This window comes from Mesorhizobium sp. B3-1-7 (genome assembly GCF_006439385.1).
In the GTDB taxonomy this organism is placed as follows: domain Bacteria; phylum Pseudomonadota; class Alphaproteobacteria; order Rhizobiales; family Rhizobiaceae; genus Mesorhizobium.
Genome location: NZ_VFTL01000002.1, coordinates 192,874 through 212,074 on the forward strand (window position 1 = coordinate 192,874; position 19,201 = coordinate 212,074).

The following is a 19,201-nucleotide window of genomic DNA, read 5'->3' on the forward strand; positions in this document are numbered from 1 at the left end:
CCGGCTGCCTCCTGTCATCTTTGGTGATAGACTATGGACCAACTGGCCAGCGTTGGAGAAAGTGTGGAAACATACGTGGAATCCACCCGATCGAGCCTGAACGGCCCCGTTGGCCTGTCCGTAAGGCTGCTCGGGCAACTGACGATTGCACGCGATGGAGTGCCCGTTACCTTGCCCTCGTCGCGCAAGCTGCGCGCTCTGCTTGCCTATCTGGCGCTGGCGCCCCACCCTGTCAGCCGCAGCCGCCTTTGCGAACTTTTCTGGGACGTGCCCAACGATCCGCGCGGCGAGCTGCGCTGGTGCCTGAGCAAGCTGCGCGCCGCGCTTGACGACCCGGATCGGCGCCGGGTCGAAACCCATGGCGATACGGTGACGCTTCGCCTCGACGGTGTCCATGTGGACGCGCTGGATGCCGCCGCGGCGGTGGCCGAAGGTGTCGAGACGCTCGATCTCATGCGGTTAGAGGCGCTTTCGCAACATTTCGCCGGCGACTTTCTCGACGGTCTTGAGCTCGATCGCAGCCCGCATTTTGGCAGTTGGCTGACGGCGCAGCGCCGCCGTTTCAGCGCGTGCCATGTCGCCGTCCTGGAGCACATCATCGGTCTTGTCCCGCCCGGAGCCGACGAGGCCGGCGCCTATATCGACAAATGGCTGGAGCTCGCACCCTTCGATGGCCGTGCGCATGTGGCGCTACTGGAAAATCTGGCCCGGCGCGGACAGATCGGCGCCGGCGAGGACCATCTTGCCACGGCGGCGGAGCTGTTCCACTCGGAAGAGCTGGATTTCACGCCATTGCGCGAGGCGTGGCAGGAGATAAGAGCCCGGAACGCCGGCGCAATGCCATGCGCCCGATCCGGGCCGGCTTTCCCGGTCTCGGAGCCGCCCGTCGCCGCTATCGAATCCGAGCCTGTTGCGACACGCCGGGCGTCGCTCGCGGTGATGCCGTTTGCGGAGAGCGCCGGCGCTGGCGGCTTCCGCGGCGGCCTCGCCGACGGCCTCACGCATGACATCATCACGCGGCTTGCCAAGCTTCGCGATTTCTTCGTCATCGCCCGCGGCTCGGTCTTCGCGCTCGCCGAGAAGAATATCGCGCCGGAAGATGCCGGACGCAGGCTGAATGTCGACTATGTCACGACGGGCTCGGTGCGCAGCCGGCCGGGCCGTATCGTCGTTTCCATTGAGCTCGTCGAGGTGCGCACGGCGAGAATCGTCTGGGCCGAGACCTTCGAGCACAATCCCGACGACATCTTCATCGTTATCGAGGATATCGGCAACAGCATCGTCTCCTCGATCGCCGCCGAGATCGCGACGGTGGAGCGCAACCGCGCATTGCTGAAAGCGCCAAACTCGCTCAATGCCTGGGAGGCCTATCATCGTGGCCTCTGGCACATGTATCGCTTCACTCGCCAGGAAAACGAGCTGGCGCAGCATTTCTTCGGCGAGGCGTTGAAGCTCGATCCCACTTTCGCGCGCGCCTATGCCGGCATGTCCTTCACCCATTGGCAGAATGCCTTCCAGCGCTGGGGCGAGCGCGATCGCGAGACCGCGCTTGCCTTCGAAAGCGCCGGCCGGAGCCTTTTGGTCGACGACCGCAACCCTTCCGCCCATTGGGCCATGGGGCGGGCGCTGTGGCTGCGCGGCGAGCAGGACGGTTCATTGCTCGAGCTGGCGAGCGCCGTCGACCTCAGTCCCAATTTCGCGCTCGGCCACTATGCGCTGTCCTTCGTCCATTCGCAGTCGGGCGACCCGCAATCGGCGATCGGTTCGTCCGATCATTCGCGTCATCTCAGCCCCTTCGATCCGCTGCTGTTCGGCATGATGGGCGCCCGCGCCATGGCGCATGCGCGGCTCGGCGAATACAACGAGGCCGCGGAATGGGCGCTGAAGGCGGCCGCGAGGCCAAACGCTCATGTCATCATCCTGGCGATCGCCGCCCATTGCCTGGCGCTGGCCGGCCGGCGGGACGAGGCGCGGAATCACGCCGCCATGATCCGCAACACCTTTCCGAATTATCGCGCCGACGACTTCATCGCGACATTCCGTTTCGACCGGGATGGCGAGGCTCTCTTCCGGAATGGCGCGAAGCTGATCGGGCTGAATTGAATCCAATCGGGCCTAATGCATGTCGCGCAAAAGTGTGCAGCGGTTTTGCGATAACGACATGCATGAAAACAAAGGCTTAAAAGCGCGTCGCGCGACGCGCTTTAATGCATCAGCGGCCCGCTGGCCTTGCGCCAGGCGTCGATGCCGCCCTGGATGTGGCGGGCACTGGCGATACCGACATCCTGCGCTGCCTGCACCGCCATCGCCGAGCGCTCGCCAAAGGCGCAATAGAACAGGATCTGCTTGCTGGTAGACTTCGCCAGTTCATGCAGCATGCCACCGGCGGCGATGTTTTCCTGCAGCCGCGCATAGGGCAGATGGATCGCGCCGGGAATGACGCCGTGCCGCTCGCGTTCTGTCTGCTCGCGCAGGTCGATCAGCGCCACGTCGGGCCGCCCGATCATCGCCAGCGCCTGCTCCGCGCTCACCGCCCAGCCGCGGCTGGCGATATCGTCCTGGTGCAGCCCGACCCGCATGTTGGCCGGCACGGCCACATCCATCATTTTCGGGTTGGACAGATTGAGATTGTTCATGATGTTCACATACTCGTCGACCGACTTGACCTGCAGGCGCGGATTGAAGGCCTTTTCCTCGCCGATCGTCGACACGGTCTCGCCCTTGTAGTCATGTGCCGGGAAGATCAATGTCTCGTCGGGCAGCTTGAGCAGGCGGCCGAAGATCGATTCATATTGCTGGCGCGGATCGCCGTTCTGGAAGTCGGTGCGGCCGGTGCCGCGGATAAGCAGCGTGTCGCCGGTGAAGACCCGGTCCGGCAGGATGAAGCTGTAGGAATCGTCGGTGTGGCCGGGTGTGTAGATGACGTCGAGCGCCAGTCCCTCGATGCCGAGCTTGTCGCCGTCGGCAAGCCGCATCGACACCACGTCGGCCTTGGTCTGCTCGCCCATCACGGTCACGCAATGCGTCTTGTCGCGCAGCGCGCCGAGGCCGGTGATGTGGTCGGCATGAAGATGCGTGTCGACCGCCTTGACCAGCCTCAGGTCCAGCTCATTGACCAGCTGCAGATAGCGCTCGACCTTCTCCAGCACGGGATCGATGATCAGCGCCTCGCCGCCGCGCCGACTGGCAAGCAGATAGGAGTAGGTGCCCGAGACGGAATCGAAGAGCTGACGGAAGATCATCGTCGCATACCCCGCTGCATTTACACCGCCGGGCATCGCCCGCGCGGTCATAGCAATATTCTACTGCACGAGCTTCTGGAATCGGAATGGATTTCGAAAAATATATATGCCGGTAGACGACCTTCCCTGCGGCGGCGGGGTGCCAGCCTTCAAATGCGGTCCGGGCTGGTCGATCCGCTCCCTCAAAAAGCCTTGCTGAGACGGGCCTGGCCGCGGACGGTGAAGGCATTGTTGGTCCCGTAACCCGCCTCGAAGCCAGCATTGAGCGTCATGCCGGCGCTCACCTCCGCCGCGACGTCCGCGCCGGCAAAGCCGCGCAACACAAATTTTTTGCCGCCGGCGGGAAAAGAGATGTCCTGGCCGAACAATGTCGCCGAAACGTCATCGCTGCTTTGCGCGATAGCGTCGATCCCCGCTCGAAGCGTGGTTTGCCAGGTCTGGCTTGGCATGCTGACGGGCGCCAAAGCCAGCGCGAGCTGGCCACGCGCCTCGAAGACGTTGACGTTGCGCCGCGCGACCGCGAGATCGCCGTTCGAACCGGTCTCGGTGTAATCGTCGAAGAACAGCCCGGCGTAACGCAGCCGCACGCTGGGTATCAGCGTACCGGACGAAACCGGCAGCCGCGTGCCGAGCGTAACCGACGGGCTGAGGAAGACGCCGTTGAAATCCGCCCGCGCCGTCTCGATGCCGTCGAGCACCAGATTGTTCGCGACACGGCGGCGGCTGCGCTCCTGGAGCACGCCGGCGACGAATGCCGCTTCGGCAAAATTGACGCCTCCCTCATAGCCGAGATAGCCGCCCGCGAACACGCCCCGATGGACGATCTCCTGCGCGTCGTCATCGACCTCGGTCGATCCGGCGGCGCCTCCGATGAACAAGCCACCGAGGAACCCGTCGCCCGAGCGCGTTTCGGCGCCGGCGACCATGCCGCCAAGCGCCTCGCTGAATCCGGCCGATGCGCCGGAACCGCCCTGGGAGCGTAGCCCGCCGAATGTCGAGATCCAGGCGTCTGGACCTTTTTGCGGCGCAGGCAAATCGTCGCTTGGAGCGGACATGCGCGCCTCGGCAACACCGGCTATGCCGTCGACAAGGTCCTCGACCAACGGCCCGCTGCTGGCAAACCCGGTGATGTCCACCACCGCCACGCTGGCGCCGCTCGTCACGAACGGCCTGCCACCGGTCAGCACGGTTTGCGGCAGGCCGCTTCCTGAAAAGCTCATGACGGCATTCAGTGCAGGGCCGAAGGTGACGGTGTTGCCGCCGCCGGAAAAGACGATCGGCCCCTGAATGGCCGTCCCGCCCAAAAGATTCAGCACCGCGTCGGGCGCGCCGAAATAGATCGCCACGCTCTGGTCGCCGAAGACTCGGCCGGAATTGGTGACGACAGAGTTGCTGCCCTGGGCGGCGATGGCAACACCGCCCACGCCCCCCACGATGACCGAACCCGAATTGACGATCGTGGCGTTGCCGAACAGGGTGCCTATGCCTGTCGAGGCTGTCCCGAAGACATCGACCGTGCCGCTGTTGGCAATTGCGATGTCATTGCCGCTGGCGCCGATGCCGACGGAAGCCAGCCCCGACACAACGATCGACCCGGAATTTTGCAGTTGAAGACCGTTGCTCTGCCAGATGATCCCGGCGGCGGCGGTCCCATAGGCCTCGATCGAGCCGCTGTTGTCTATCTCCAGGTCCGGCCCATCGCCGATTATGCCTGCGGCGGCCGTGCCTGAAACGCCGATAAAGCCACGGTTGTCCACCCGCCCGCCCAGGGCGTCGCTGATGATGCCGTATGTGGCGACGCCAAGCGCTTCGATCGAGCCGTTGTTCACGATGTGCGCATTGCCGCCCTCCGACAAGATGCCGATGGAGGCATCGCCTATCGCCAGGATGGCTCCGTTGTTGAGGATGGTCGCGCTGCTGTCTTGCGAATGCACATTGGCGGCGGTGCCGCCCAAGGTTGCAATCAACCCGTCATTGGTGAGCCGCTGGTTCGAGTTGAGCATCCGCACGGCATCGATGCCGGCGCCGAATGTCTCGATCGCCCCGTTCGGCTGCACGATGCCGGTATCGCCGGCAGCGGCCATCGTCTGCTGGCTGGCGACGACGCCATTGCCGATGACAAAACCTTGGGAAAACGCCGCGCCGCTTGCGAGCGATATCCCGGCGAACATCGACAGCGCTACCGCGCCTGGAACCCCTGTGCGCGACGTCGGCATCACCCCCTCGGCGCATGGGCATACAACAGATAGATTCTGCGCTGGAAGGAACCGGAAAACAAGCCGCGGGCAGCGCGCCCAGACCGGAGACCCGGGCGCCTTCGAAGAAGCCTATCGCCGCAGCACCGCGCTCAGCACGTCGCGGATGCCGATCGCGCCGACGAAGCGCGAGCCTTCGTCGAACAGCGCCACCGGCGCCGTCTGCGAGCGGTGCATGGCGAGCATCACCGTCTTCAGCGGTGTGCCGGGGTTGGCCCAGAACACCTGGGCCCCCTCCTCCGGCTGGGCCTCGACATCGGCGCAGGAGACCCACACCGCCGGCTTGCCGTCGCGTTCGGCCGCGGCCACCAGGCCGTGGTCGTCGATCTTGAAGCGCGTCGTCTTGCGCCGGTCCAGCCACACCCAGCCGTTCTCGCCCTGTTCGAGATCGCGGCGATCGCGCATCACATTCCATGCCGTCAGCACCGAGAGCGGATTCACATTGGCGATGAAGTCGCGGACATAGTCGTTGGCGGGCCTAAGCACGATGTCTTCCGGCGCGCCGGTCTGGACGATGCGGCCGCCCTCCATGATCGTGATGTGGCTGCCGATCTTCAGCGCCTCCTCGAGGTCGTGGCTGACGAAGATGATGGTCTTCTTCAGCTCGGCCTGCAGTTGCAGCAACTCATCCTGCAGCTTGGTGCGGATCAGCGGGTCGAGCGCCGAGAACGGCTCGTCCATCAACAGGATCGGCGCCTCGGTGGCGAAGGCGCGCGCAAGACCGACGCGCTGCTGCATGCCGCCCGAAAGCTCATGGGCATATTTCTTCGACCATTGGTCGAGATGGACCAGCTGCAGCTGCTTCTGCACGCGCGCCTTGCGTTCCGCCTCCGGCACGCCGGCAAGCTCGAGGCCGAAGCCGACATTTTCCTCGACCGTGCGCCAGGGCAGCAGGCCGAACTGCTGGAACACCATGGCCACCTGCTTCTGCCGCAGCCGCCGCAAGGTCGCCTCGTCGCAGGTGACGACATCGACGGTGCGGTCGCCGTCCTTGACCAGCACCTGGCCTCGCGACACCACATTGAGCCGGTTGACGGCCCGCAGCAGCGTCGACTTGCCGGAGCCGGACAGGCCCATCAGCACCGATATCTCGCCTTCATGCACGGTGAGGCTGGCGCCGGCACAACCCAGCACGTTACCGGTCTTCTCAAGGATTTCGGCGCGCGTAGCGCCCTTGTCGATCATCGCCAGCGAACCTGCCTGATCGGCGCCGAAGACGATGTCCACATTCTTGAAATCAACCGCGACGGTCATTTCTTGCCTCCAACGCCGATGCGGGTCATGCGGTCGAGCACGATGGCGAGCACGACGATGGCGAGGCCCGCCTCAAGCCCGAGATCGATGCGGCGCGAGCCGAGCGCGCGGTTGATTTCGGTGCCGAGGCCGCCGGCGCCGATCAGGGCGGCGAACACCACCATCGACAGCGACAGCATGATCGATTGCGTCAGGCCCGCCATGATGGTCGGCAGCGCCGACGGCAGCTCCACCTTCCACAGAAGCTGGCGCTTGGTGGCTCCGAACGCCTCGCCCGCTTCGACGATCGCCTTGGGCACTGAAACCACGCCGAGATGCGTGAGGCGCACGGCTGTCGGGATGACGAAGATGATGGTGACGATGAGGCCGGGTGCGTTGCCGAGGCCGAACAGCGTCAGCACCGGGATCAGGTAGACGAAGGTCGGCAGCGTCTGCATCAGGTCGAGCACCGGCAGCATGACCCGGTAGACCTTCGGCTTGTGCGCGGCCCAGATGCCGAGCGGCACGCCGATCGCCATGGCCATGGCGGCGGCCGCAACCACCAGCACCAGCGTCTGCACGGTCTGCTTCCACAGATTCTGGTTGATGATGAAGATCAGACCCAGGAAGACGCCGATGGCGAGCGGCCGCGAACGCTGCAGCAGCCAGGCGATGATCGCGATGACCAGCGCCAGAAGTACGGGCGGGACCATCAGCAGCAGATCCACCGCCCCGTCGAGGATGAAGTTCAGCCCGTTTGAAAACGCCCGGAAGATGGTGTCGAAATTGTCGGTCAGGAAGCCGAAGAAGGCCTTGCCCCACGGCCCGATCGGGATTTTGTAGTCGGTCAGGAATTTCGAAATCGGATCCATCTTTCCCCTCTCGGCTTTGCCGCGCTTGCCGCACGGTCAGCTTCTCGCAGCTTAACGCATGTCACCCAAAAGTGTGCAGCGGTTTTGGGAAAATGGCATGCGTAAAACAGAGACTTAAAGCGCGATGCGCTTTAAGAAAAAAGGGCAGCCTTTTCTATCTGGCTGCCCTCTTCCGGATCATCGTTCCGGATTCAAAGCCGGCTCAACCTCCGAGCGCGGTCTTGACGGCAGCGGCCGCGTCGCCGCCATCGAAAGTGGTGACGCCGGCAATCCAGGGCGCGACCGCGTCAGGATGCTTCTTCAGCCAGTCCGTCGCCACCGTCTGGGCGTCGCCGCCCTTCAGGATCGCGTCCATCATCTCGCCTTCCATGTCGAGATTGAACTTCAGGTTGGCGATGAACTTGCCGGCGTTCGGGCATTCGGTGGTGTAGCCCTTGCGCACATTGGTATAGACGGTGGCGGCGCCGAAGCCGCTATCGCCCATGCCGTCGAGATAGGTGATCTTCATGGCGCCCATCACCGGATGCGGCGTCCAGCCGAGGAAGGCGATCCACTCGTTGTTCTTCATCGACTGCTCGGCCTGCGTCAGCATGCCGGCTTCGGACGACTCGACCAGTTCGAAGCCTTCGAGGTTGTCCTTCGGGTTCTTGATCATGTCGAGGATGATGCGGTTGCCGTCATTGCCGGCCTCGATGCCGTAGATCTTGCCGTTGAACTTGTCCTTGAACTTGCCGAGATCGGTCAGTGTCTTGACGCCGGCATCCGCGACATAGGTCGGCACGACGATGCCGTAGCCTGCACCGGTCAGGTTGGTGCTGATCGTCTCGACCGACCCGTCGGCGGTGTAGTCCTTGATGTCGTTGGTCATCGACGGCATCCAGTTGCCGAGGAAGACGTCGAGGTCCTTGTTCTTCAGCGAAGCCATGGTCACCGGCACCGAGAGCTGGATCACCTGCGGCTCATAGCCGAGCGCGGTGAGCAGCACCGAGGCCAGCCCCGTGGTGGCCTGGATGTCGGTCCAGCCGACATCGGAAAGCCGAACCGCCTTGCAGCTCGCCGGATCGCCGGCATAAGCGGCGGTCGTGGACAGAAGCGCCGCGAGGCCGAGGCCTGCGACGAAAGATTTCATACGCGACATGAACTTTCTCCCATTGCAATTCTTAAGGCAAAGCGAAGTCACGGTTCTTGCGCCCGCCTTGTTTCGTCAGCCAAACACCATTTTGATGTTGTTTCAAGCGGTTCAACATCACGATGAACGGCGCGCGCTGGTCATTAAGCGACATGACACCCTTTTGAGCGACATGGAGTTTTTGAACGGCAGGGAGTTTTTGGTGGACGGAGCCGGTGCCCTCTCCCCGCGCGGCGGCAAGTCGGCTTAAAAGCACCTATGGCCAAGCTTTATTTCCACTACGCGACGATGAACGCCGGCAAGACGACCATGCTTTTGCAGGCATCCTACAACTATCGCGAACGCGGCATGTCGACGATGCTGTTCGTCGCCGGCCATTACTGCAAGGGCGACACCGGATTGATCTCGTCGCGCATCGGCCTCGAATCCGAGGCCGAGATGTTCCGCGGCGGCGACGACCTCCATGCCAGGGTCGCCGAGCGCCACCGGCATGCCCCGGTGCATTGCATCTTCGTCGATGAGGCGCAGTTCCTCGAGGAGGAGCAGGTCTGGCAGCTCGCCCGCATCGCCGACCGGCTGAATATTCCGGTCATGTGCTACGGCCTGCGCACCGATTTCCAGGGCAATCTCTTCTCCGGCTCGCGAGCGCTGCTCGCCATCGCCGACGACCTGCGCGAGGTGCGCACCATCTGCCGTTGCGGGCGCAAGGCGACGATGGTCGTGCGGCTGGGTCCCGAAGGCAAGGTGGCGAAACAGGGCGATCAGGTGGCGATCGGCAAGGATGTCTACGTCTCGCTCTGCCGCCGGCATTGGGAAGAGGAGATGGGCCGCGCCGCGCCTGACGACTTCATCGGCTTTGTGAGCGGCTGAGCCGGAAGGCTGCCTAGAGCCGGATGTCGTCCGAAAACCGCTTCAAGCCTTGACCGGCGCCGGCGAAACGGGCATCGCCGCTGCAAGATATTTGCCGGCGCTGTTTCATGGCCGTTCGCAAAAACAAGACCTTAAGGCATATCAGCCAAAGCTGTTCGATGATGGTGCGCGTTACTAGGCGCCATGCGTATGCTTGCCTTGCCTTTCAAGGATCCAACCAATTCTTTTGTTTCGACGCTTCTCCTTGTCTTCCTTCTTTCAATCCCTTGAAGCCCCACATATATTCGCCGCCACGACACGGAACCGGATGCCGAAGCGGGAGGCCCCAATGGCGACATTGCAGAATTTCGATGCCGAAATTGCCAAGACCAAGCAGGTCGTGCAGGACATGCGCAGCAAGATCGAGCAGTCCGGCACCGTGCTCGACACGCTCGCCCAGGCCGACAAGAAGATCGGCGACGCCAATTTCGACATCGAGAACGCCCGCATCGAGGACGTGCTCAAGCAACAGAAGGTCATGGAAGGCAACATCGCCGACCTGATCATCGGGCTGGAGGACGCCACCAATGTCTTCGGCGCCGAATTCGAAAGCATGAAGAACTACACCGGCTGGGAAAACTTCGTCGGTGTCTTTTCGGCGCAGCGCAAGCAGCGCATGCGCACCGACCGCGTCCGCAACATGTCGCTGGCCGGCAATCTGCAGGAGCTTTTAGCGAAGTCGGACACCATCGTCGGCATCCTGAAAGCGCAAAAGCAGGTCCTCGACCAGCGCTACAAGACCTCGGAGACCAGCCTGTCCCAGGTTATCGAGCGCCGCAAGGTGACGATGACCAATCTTGAAGCGGTGCAGAAGCGCATCGAGGAATTGAACCCTCAGCTGCTCGATATCGAAAACAAGATCGCCGCCTCCACAACCCAGAAGGAGCGCACCGAGCTAGAGGGCGAACGCTCGAAGATGGCGACCGAATACAACGAAAAGCAGGCCAAGGAACAGGAGCTGCTGGCCGAAAGCCAGACGCTGGAGCGCTATACTTCGATGTTCCAGACCTTCGTCGATTCGCTCAACAACCAGATCGCCGCGCAGTCGACGCTGATCAACAAGCTGACCATCGACACCGAGCAGCGCATCGTGCTGTACAAGGCCTTGGAAGATTCGCTGAAGACCGCCGCCCAGCAGGACGTCGCCCACAAGATCAACACACTGGGCAGCCAGGTCGACAACACGGCCGAGGAGACGATGGCCGGCATCGGCGCCGCCTCGCAGAAGCACATCGGTGACCTCTTGGAGATGCACGAGAAGAACATGGTGGCTTCAGCCGACATCCAGCGCCGCAAGAAGCTCGCCGACGATGCCTTCGCCCGCCGCTTCGACGATGTGATGAAGAAGCACAATTCGGCAAACTACGTGCAGTCGTAGGCGGGCGCCGCTGACTTCATTTCCACGGCAGCCACATGACACCTGAAAACGACGCGGCGGCACGCTATTTCTCCGCCATCACAGCGGCGCTGAGCGGGCTGGAAGTATTTATGCGCGACGACCGCTCGCCGCTTTACCGGCACGGCATCGTCGCCAGGATCGTCGCGGAGTATATCGCGCGGCTGGACAAGTCCTTTGCCTGCTGGCGCAACCGGCTGGGCTTCATGGACACGTTCCGCATTTCGCGCGCCGACAGCGGCTATCCCGTTTTCCAGAACCTGCTCGAGCTGGAAAACGACCGCCAGCAGGCCGATGCCCGCCTGGCCAACATCCCGCAGGCGGGCGAACTGCGCGAGGAGATGGCCGACTTCATCCTGCGCCACAAGGAGTTTCCCGAGGCGCTGCAGAAATCGATGGCCGAGCGGCTCTATCTGGAGGACGTCAAGAGTGAGGCGACCTTCGGCCCGTTTACCCTGGCGCAGACGGCCAAGGTGTCGGTCAACCCGAAGACCATGCGGCCTTATTATCTCGTCCACTGGGCGACGTTCGACGGCAGCGCCAACCTGCCGCTGGTCTATATGGTGACGGTGGAGGATTCTTCCGAAAACATGGTGCGCCAGCTGGTCGACAGCAACGGCAAGCTCAATGAGCGGGTGGATATCCCGCTTCCCGTCGACGGCCTGCTCAACCCGGAGCTTGCGCACCGCTTCGACGATTTCACCGAGAAGAACTCGGCCTATACGCTCTCGCCGGCGACGATTGCGGTCAATCTCGACAAGGATTTCGAGCCGCTGCATCCCAAGCAGCTGCGGCGCGTGGTGCTTGGCCCCTTCTACTCGGCCGGCATCACCGACAACAATTCGACAGTGACCGAGGTGCTGGCCAAGGTGCGCAAGCCGGAAAACGCCTGGCTGCTTACCTGGACCATCCAGGAGGTCTTCTCCAAGGCCGAGAAACCCGGCCGCAAGGGCCTGTTCTCCAGCGAAAAGACGACGCAGGAATTCTTCATCAACACCGACGACCTCGAAGCGGCGCGCCAGGGCGTGTCGAGCTACGAGAACCACGCGCTGATCCCGCACGAGGCCTACCAGGCGCTCTATGCCGCGGATGAGGCGCAAAAGATCTTTTCCGGCTACAAGGTCCACATCCTGTCCAACGGACAGGTCATCAGCGACGTCTGACCGTCAAACCGCGGAGCATCCTTCATGGACACCGGCCTGACAACGATCTCGGAAGCCGCAATCGAAAAGCACCGCGCGACCGCGCAGAGCTTCATCACCCGCATCGTCGTGCTGGAGGACCCCTCGCGCGAATCCGGCACCGCGCTTGCCGGCACCAACCGACGCTTCGTCTCGACCGTGTCGGTCGGTTCGGTGCGCCGCACGCGCGAGGTCGAGCTGTCGAAGACGGTCGCGGCCATCCACCCCGACGACCAGCTGATGAGCATCCCGCAGCACACGCTGCTCTACCGCGCCCGCCGCGGCCTGGCGATCGCGCTCGCCATATCCGACGTCTTCGCCGAAGGCTCCGACCTCGAAAGCCTGCAGGCAAGGAACGTCCGCGCGCCGCTCGAAGGCGACGAAGCCGCGAGGTTCAAAAAGCTTCTGTCGGCGTCGGCTTACGTATCGGCCTTCAGCTTCGCTTCCTACCTGTTCCAGCTGATCGACAGCGACGGCGAGGCGCCGAACGACAGCCCCGAACCCGACTTCCTGTTCGACACCCCGCAGGACGCGGTGAAGTCGATCGTCGCCGGCCTCGACAAGGCGATCGCCGGCTCGAAGGACGATGCGGACCTGATGACGCGGGCGCGGGCCTTTGCCCGGGTCGCCATCGACGGGCTCTTGGCGCGCAAGGGCCGCTTCGACGGCATCGGCCCATTCGAGAACGCGCATATCCGCATCGATGTCGACGATTTCACCCTCGACGGCTTCGACGTCGCGCCCGGCAAGCGCGCCAAGCCGCTGGTGATGACCTTCAAGAAGCCGGAAGAGGTCGTCGGCAACCACATCGCCAAATACCAGTCGGTCAAACTTGCCAAGATGCTGATGGCCTATGATTTCGAGCGCGAGCTCAATCCCTTCGTCGAGCTTGGCGGCTTCCTCTTCACCTTCATCGGCGACGGCGCGCCGGGCACCGGCAAGACGACGCTGATCCAGATGATCGCCGGCCTCGTCAATGGCTACTGTCAGGTCGCAGGCTATCCTTTTGCTTACGAGAATTTCGGCGTCGACCAGATCTCGTCCTATCAGGGCAAGTCCGGCCAAAACTGCCGCCAGTTCATCAATAACGTGCTCAATCCGCGCGTCATCGGCTTCGGCACCATCGACGACATCGACCAGGTGGCGGCGCGCCGTTCCGACGACCGCGCCTCGGCCGGCCAGCAGGAGATCACCGGCGTCTTGATGGACGCCTTTGCCGGTGCATCCACCGTGGTGCGCGGCAACTGCTCCTTCGGCATGTTTTCCAACTATCCGGAAAATGTCGACGATGCGCTGCGCCAACGCGCCGGCGCGCGATGGCTGGTCGATGGCCCGCAGACCCGCGACGACTATATCGACATCTTCGTGCTGCTTGCCGGCAAGAACCACAAGATCCCGCTCGGCGAGCACGAGCTCTATGCCGCGCAGGAGATCCAGCGTGCGGTGAGCGAGGCCTATGAAGAGCATGAGAAGCCGCGGGAAGACGGGCTGATGAAGGTCTATGAGCGCTACATGAAGGAGAACGGCGCGCCCAAGACCATGGCCGATGTCGGCACCTACCTGCATATGATCAAGGACGCCGAGCCGCGCTTCACCGGCCGCGCGATCAAGAACGTCACCGATGCCATCAAGATGCGCGCCATGGATATCGAGCTGCCGGACGACTGGTTCGAGAAGCCGGAAGCCTTCATGCACAAGAGCTACGACGACAAGAAGGCGATGATCGAGGAACTGCGCGGACCATTCTCGATGGACATGGTCATGCAGGAGATCAACCGCTACGCCGATTCCGAGTTCCGTTATTCCGACAAGTCCGACGATGCCGCGGTGGAGAAGCTCCTGCGCGACGCAAGGCTGCGCGAGCGGGCGGCGCGCGAGATGGAGGAATTGAAGAAGAAGGGGCTTTGGTGATCTTTTCCTTCTCCCCGTTTACGGGGAGAAGGTGCCCAACGGGCGGATGAGGGGCAGCGCCATGCGTGGCAAAAATGGGCCAAAGGTTGCGAGAGCCCGTCAGCTTCGGAAAGTCGAAAACGATGCGGAGGAAAAGCTGTGGCATGAACTGCGAGGACGGCGCTTGAACGGCTACAAATTTGTTCGCCAGCTACCGATCGGCCCTTATTTTGCGGACTTCGCCTGCCGTGAAGCCAATCTGGTCGTCGAGGTCGACGGCAGCCAACATGCCGGCCGATCTAGGGATCGATACAGAGACGAGACGATGAACGAAAACGGTTGGTCGGTGTTGAGAGTATGGCACGCAGATGTTTTGACCGGCCTTTCGAGCGTGCTGGACACAATTGTTGCAGCCTTGGATGGTCGGCTGGATCGCAAAATGATCGGTGTCGATGCGAAGTTTCTGCCGGCCGCACCCTCGGAGCAGGGACGATGAGCGTCGGCGCCGCCCCTCATCCGCCCTTCGGGCACCTTCTCCCCGTGAACGGGGAGAAGGAAGAATGACCCACGCCAAAAAGCCCGATCTTCTGCGCGACAACGAGCTGATCTACGGCCGCTTGCTCACCATCGACGAGCCGCACCTCATCCAGCGCTACAACAAGGCGCTTGCCGCCTTCGGCCTCGAGCCCACCAAGCTCGCAAGCTTCCAGATCGACCGCACCGGCTTCTCGCCGGAGATCGCCGAGGAATGCGGCGACTATGACTATCTCGACCCCAACGAGGTCAACCGCCGCTTCATCATCCTGACGCCGTCGCAGATCGACCTGCCGGTGGTGCATACCGCCTTCTCCAACACCTCGCAGCTGATGTTCGAGTTCATGTCGAAGAACCAGCGCGCCATCGACGCGCTGACCATCAAGGACGTGATCTACGGCGAGATCGAGGACTCGGTTCCCAAGGTCAACGACATCGAGGACCTGCTGTCGATCAACCAGGTCGAGTTCAAGGTGCTGTCGGCAGAGGACGTGCTGGGCAAGGCGGCCGAGCTCGGTAAGCTGGTCGACCGGCTGAAGCAGGAGCCCGACGCCTGGCGCGACAACGCCATGCTCCAGCGCATGGTCGATCTTGCCAAGGTCTGCGGCGACATCCGTGAGAACGCGCTGGTGCCGGACCAGGTTATCTTCCGTCACAACGCCTACTGGACCAGCCATTTCGGCGGGCTCTACGTCTTCGTCGACCCCGATATGACGACGGTGATCAGCGATCCGGCCGCCCCCGGCTTCCGCCGCTCGCGCCCCTGGCAGGTAAGCTATCTGTCGATCAACGACGCCGACAAGGTGTTCCGCTTCCTGGCCGCCACCGGCCGGCTCGACCTGCCGCGCGCCTCATGGATCGAGGCTTCCGGCTATCTCGAGCATCGCGCAGAAATGGTCGTGCGCGCGCTGATCCGCGACGCCGAGCCCAACCGCAATCTGACCGATGTCGACAAGGTGTGGCTGCAGACCTGGATCCACGGCCATGCCGATCTGATCGCCCAGGACGGGAACTTTCCCTTCCTCAATTCCGCCAAGCGCGAAATCGCCCAGTTCGGCCATCTCAAGATCGAGGATGTGCCGCCGCGCCAGCGATTCCTGGTCGTGCGCGCCAAGCCCGACCACCCCGATGCCTGGCTGACCAACCAGTTGATCTCGGATTTCGTGCCGCAGGACTTCGTTTCGCGTTACGTCTTCAACAAGCCGGGTTTCTACAAGGACTATGACGGCTTCAGCGACGCCTGGAGAAGCCATGTTGTGGACGTTCTGAAAACCACATATTTGAAGGAAAAGGCGGCGTTCCGTGCGCGCCTTTACGGCTTGACTGACTAGAACGAAATGAACCGTCATTTCGTTCTAACTTATTGTTTTGGCGCATGATGTTATCCAAAAAGTCTGCAACTTTTTGGCATCATGCTAGGGGGTGCCACAGCCATGCTCGACCCGATCGTGAACTTCTTCACCCAGATATTCCAGTGGATCGGCCGCGGCATCGGCTTCGTCATCGGCGTCATCCTGTGGCCATTCATGTGGGTCGGGCGCTGGTACGGGCAACGCGGCTGGATTCTGAAGGCCGTGGTCGGTCTTGCCCTCCTGGTGCTGATCGGCCTCTACGCCAATTTCTTCTACGCTACCCAGTGGTGGAACAATTTCAACCCGAACTATCCCGACACCTACACGTTCGAGAAGCGGAACGTGTCGGCGGGCGAGCAGGTTTCGGCCGGCAGCGGCACCGATACGGCCAAGACCTGCGGCAACTCCGCCATCGCCCAGGTTGCCGCCGATCTGACGGACTTCAACGTCAACCAGAATGCCTGGATCTCGTCGATGATCCTCTACAAGCTCGGCCTGTTCGGCATCGATTGGGACAACACGCCCTGGATGGACAACAAGGCGTCCTTCCAGCGCGGCATCAACCAGGCGGTGCGGCGCACCGCGACCGAGCTTGCCGACAATCTCGGCCGCGTTCGCACGACCTCGCAGATCGACGCCGACCTGCAGGACGCGCGCGGCAATCTGCAGTTCGACGAATACACCTGGTATTTCGGCCTGAACCCGTTCGGCCCCAAGACGCCGACGCCGAGCTATTATCGCGACGCTGTGCGCAAGCTGCGCTCCTTCAACGCCCGTCTCGCCACCTGCCAGGCGACCTTCGACGCCCGCGCCGACAATCTGAAGCAATATATCGACCGCATCGCTTCGGACATCGGCTCGACCTCGGCCATCCTCAAGGAACGCGCCGAAAACCACAACAATGGCTGGTTCGATACCCGCGCCGACGACCGCTTCTGGTTCGCCTATGGCCAGCTCTACGCCTATTACGGCCTGATGAAGGGCGCCCAGGCCGACTTCGACGACGTGATCAAGGAGAAGCACCTGCAGAATCTGTGGGACACGATGGACCAGCAATTCGTCTCGGCGCTGCGCATCCAGCCCTTCATCATCGCCAATGGCCGCGAGGATGGCTGGCTGTTGCCGACGCATCTGACGACGATGGGCTTCTACATCCTGCGGGTGCGCTCCAACATGGTCGAGATCAGTAACGTGCTGACGCAGTAGCAGCCTCTTCGACCAAGATAGCGATGGTGGATTTGCGCCGTCGCTTCTGTCGCTTTTCGCGTATTCAGCGGCTGTTTTGAGACGGCGGAACGGCCTTCGCTCTGGCTTCTATACGCCGCAAACGACTGGGGTCGAAGACCCGAACAGGGTCGCACCGGGAACAGCAATATTCTTTCTTTACAGGAAACATAGTTGCATGAAAGTTGACGCCCAGGCAGCGACAGGGTTAGAAAACACCCCTGCGCCCGTGCGGCGTTCCAAACATGCACAATTGATCAAAACAGTCCCTTCCAACGCCCAATCCAGAGGAAAGCCGTCATGGCCGAAGTGAAGTCCGACATCGAGATCGCGCGCGCCGCCAAGAAAAAACAAATCCAGGAGATCGGCGCCAAGATCGGCATTCCGACCGAACACCTTCTGCCCTATGGCCACGACAAGGCAAAAATCTCGGCCGAGTTCATCAAGTCGGTCAAGGGCAACAAGGACGGCAAGCTGATCCTGGTCACCGCCATCAACCCGACGCCGGCCGGCGAAGGCAAGACGACCACCACCGTCGGCCTCGGCGACGGCCTGAACCGCATCGGCAAGAAGGCGATCATCTGTATCCGCGAAGCCTCGCTCGGCCCGAATTTCGGCGTCAAGGGTGGCGCCGCCGGCGGCGGCTACGCGCAGGTCGTGCCGATGGAGGACATGAACCTCCATTTCACCGGCGACTTCCATGCCATCACCACCGCGCACAATCTGCTCTCGGCGCTGATCGACAACCACATCTACTGGGGCAACGAGCTCGGCATCGACACCCGCCGCGTCGCCTGGCGCCGCGTCATGGACATGAACGACCGGGCGTTGCGCGAGATCATCTGCTCGCTCGGCGGCGTCGCCAACGGCTATCCACGCGAAGCCGGCTTCGACATCACCGTCGCCTCGGAAGTGATGGCGATCCTGTGCCTGGCCACCGACCTCAAGGACCTTGAGAAGCGCCTCGGCGACATCATCGTCGCCTACCGCCGCGACAAGTCGCCGGTCTATGCCCGCGACCTCAAGGCCGACGGCGCCATGGCGGTGCTGTTGAAGGACGCCATGCAGCCCAACCTGGTGCAGACGCTGGAGAACAACCCGGCCTTCGTGCATGGCGGCCCGTTCGCCAATATCGCGCATGGCTGCAACTCCGTCGTCGCCACCACGACGGCGCTCAAGCTCGCCGACTATGTCGTCACCGAAGCCGGCTTCGGCGCGGACCTTGGTGCGGAGAAATTCTTCGACATCAAATGCCGCAAGGCGGGCCTGAAGCCGTCCGCTGCGGTCATCGTCGCGACCGTGCGCGCCATGAAGATGAATGGCGGCGTCAAGAAGGAAGACCTCGGCAAGGAAAACATCGAGGCGGTCAAGAAGGGCTGCGCCAATCTCGGCCGTCACATCGAGAACATCCGCCAGTTCGGCGTGCCGGCTGTGGTTGCCATCAACCACTTCTATTCCGACACCGAGGCCGAGATCCAGGCGATGAAGGACTATGTCGCCTCGATGGGCGAAGAGGCGATCCTGTGCAAGCACTGGGCCAACGGTTCGGCCGGCATCGAGGACCTTGCCAACAAGGTGGTGGCGCTCGCCGAATCCGGCGCCTCCCAGTTCGCGCCGCTCTATCCCGACGCCATGCCGCTGTTCGAGAAGATCAACACCATCGTCCAGCGTATCTATCGCGGCTCGGAAGCGATCGCCGACAAGTCGGTGCGCGATCAGCTCAAGGCGTGGGAAGAAGCCGGCTACGGCAATCTGCCGGTCTGCATGGCCAAGACCCAGTATTCCTTCTCGACCGACCCGAACCTGCGCGGCGCGCCGACTGGCCACACCGTGCCGGTGCGCGAGGTCAGGCTCTCGGCCGGCGCCGGCTTCGTCGTCATCATCTGCGGCGAGGTCATGACCATGCCCGGCCTGCCCAAGGCGCCGTCTTCGGAAAAGATCTTCTTGAACGAGGCCGGCCAGATCGAGGGCCTGTTCTAAAACT

15 protein-coding genes are annotated in these 19,201 nt (G+C 62.6%); 10 read left to right on the top strand and 5 right to left on the bottom strand.

The window, feature by feature from the left end; genetic code table 11:
* Positions 1-33: 33 nt before the first annotated feature.
* Positions 34-2,103 (top strand): transcriptional regulator, encoded by a 2,070-nt coding sequence (locus FJ417_RS02795; protein ID WP_246687386.1) that lies wholly within the window; start codon positions 34-36, stop codon positions 2,101-2,103.
* 101 nt (positions 2,104-2,204) lie between these two features.
* On the opposite strand, the gene FJ417_RS02800 is transcribed toward FJ417_RS02795, so the two are convergent.
* From FJ417_RS02800 to FJ417_RS02820, 5 genes are all read right to left on the bottom strand, one after another.
* Positions 2,205-3,242, bottom strand: a complete 1,038-nt coding sequence (locus tag FJ417_RS02800; protein ID WP_140782377.1) for an MBL fold metallo-hydrolase — start codon at positions 3,240-3,242, stop codon at positions 2,205-2,207.
* Positions 3,243-3,424: 182 nt separating this feature from the next.
* Positions 3,425-5,458, bottom strand: a complete 2,034-nt coding sequence (locus FJ417_RS02805) for an autotransporter outer membrane beta-barrel domain-containing protein (RefSeq protein ID WP_140782378.1) — start codon at positions 5,456-5,458, stop codon at positions 3,425-3,427.
* A gap of 111 nt (positions 5,459-5,569) precedes the next feature.
* Positions 5,570-6,751: a choline ABC transporter ATP-binding protein gene (choV, locus tag FJ417_RS02810; protein WP_140782379.1), complete on the bottom strand. Its 1,182-nt coding sequence runs from the start codon at positions 6,749-6,751 to the stop codon at positions 5,570-5,572.
* On the bottom strand, positions 6,748-7,602 hold the full coding sequence (choW, locus tag FJ417_RS02815) for a choline ABC transporter permease subunit (protein ID WP_140546562.1): 855 nt from the start codon (positions 7,600-7,602) through the stop codon (positions 6,748-6,750). Before choW ends, choV begins: the two co-directional genes overlap by 4 nt.
* A 202-nt stretch (positions 7,603-7,804) precedes the next feature.
* A complete protein-coding gene (locus tag FJ417_RS02820) occupies positions 7,805-8,740 on the bottom strand; it encodes a choline ABC transporter substrate-binding protein (protein ID WP_140645725.1) in 936 nt (311 codons plus the stop codon).
* Here FJ417_RS02820 and FJ417_RS02825 point away from each other — a divergent pair.
* From FJ417_RS02825 to FJ417_RS02865, 9 genes are all read left to right on the top strand, one after another.
* Positions 8,739-8,981 (top strand): hypothetical protein, encoded by a 243-nt coding sequence (locus tag FJ417_RS02825; protein WP_140645724.1) that lies wholly within the window; start codon positions 8,739-8,741, stop codon positions 8,979-8,981. The two genes, FJ417_RS02820 and FJ417_RS02825, sit on opposite strands and share 2 nt — an antisense overlap.
* Positions 8,982-8,989: 8 nt before the next feature.
* A complete protein-coding gene (locus FJ417_RS02830; protein WP_140782380.1) occupies positions 8,990-9,601 on the top strand; it encodes a thymidine kinase in 612 nt (203 codons plus the stop codon).
* Positions 9,602-9,929: 328 nt separating this feature from the next.
* Entirely contained in the window at positions 9,930-11,018 is a 1,089-nt protein-coding gene (locus FJ417_RS02835; RefSeq protein ID WP_140782381.1) for a hypothetical protein, read from the top strand.
* Between the two features lie 35 nt (positions 11,019-11,053).
* A complete protein-coding gene (locus tag FJ417_RS02840; protein ID WP_140782382.1) occupies positions 11,054-12,199 on the top strand; it encodes a hypothetical protein in 1,146 nt (381 codons plus the stop codon).
* A gap of 24 nt (positions 12,200-12,223) precedes the next feature.
* Entirely contained in the window at positions 12,224-14,128 is a 1,905-nt protein-coding gene (locus FJ417_RS02845; protein WP_140782383.1) for an ATP-binding protein, read from the top strand.
* A 61-nt stretch (positions 14,129-14,189) separates the two neighbouring features.
* Positions 14,190-14,603, top strand: a complete 414-nt coding sequence (locus FJ417_RS02850; RefSeq protein ID WP_140782384.1) for a DUF559 domain-containing protein — start codon at positions 14,190-14,192, stop codon at positions 14,601-14,603.
* A gap of 64 nt (positions 14,604-14,667) precedes the next feature.
* Entirely contained in the window at positions 14,668-15,972 is a 1,305-nt protein-coding gene (locus FJ417_RS02855) for a DUF6638 family protein (protein ID WP_140782385.1), read from the top strand.
* A gap of 102 nt (positions 15,973-16,074) precedes the next feature.
* Positions 16,075-17,199 carry a DUF2333 family protein gene (locus tag FJ417_RS02860; RefSeq protein ID WP_140645717.1) on the top strand — a complete coding sequence of 375 codons (1,125 nt, stop codon included), beginning with the start codon at positions 16,075-16,077 and terminating at the stop codon, positions 17,197-17,199.
* 318 nt (positions 17,200-17,517) lie between these two features.
* Positions 17,518-19,197: a formate--tetrahydrofolate ligase gene (locus FJ417_RS02865; protein WP_140645716.1), complete on the top strand. Its 1,680-nt coding sequence runs from the start codon at positions 17,518-17,520 to the stop codon at positions 19,195-19,197.
* The last annotated feature ends 4 nt before the right edge of the window (positions 19,198-19,201 follow it).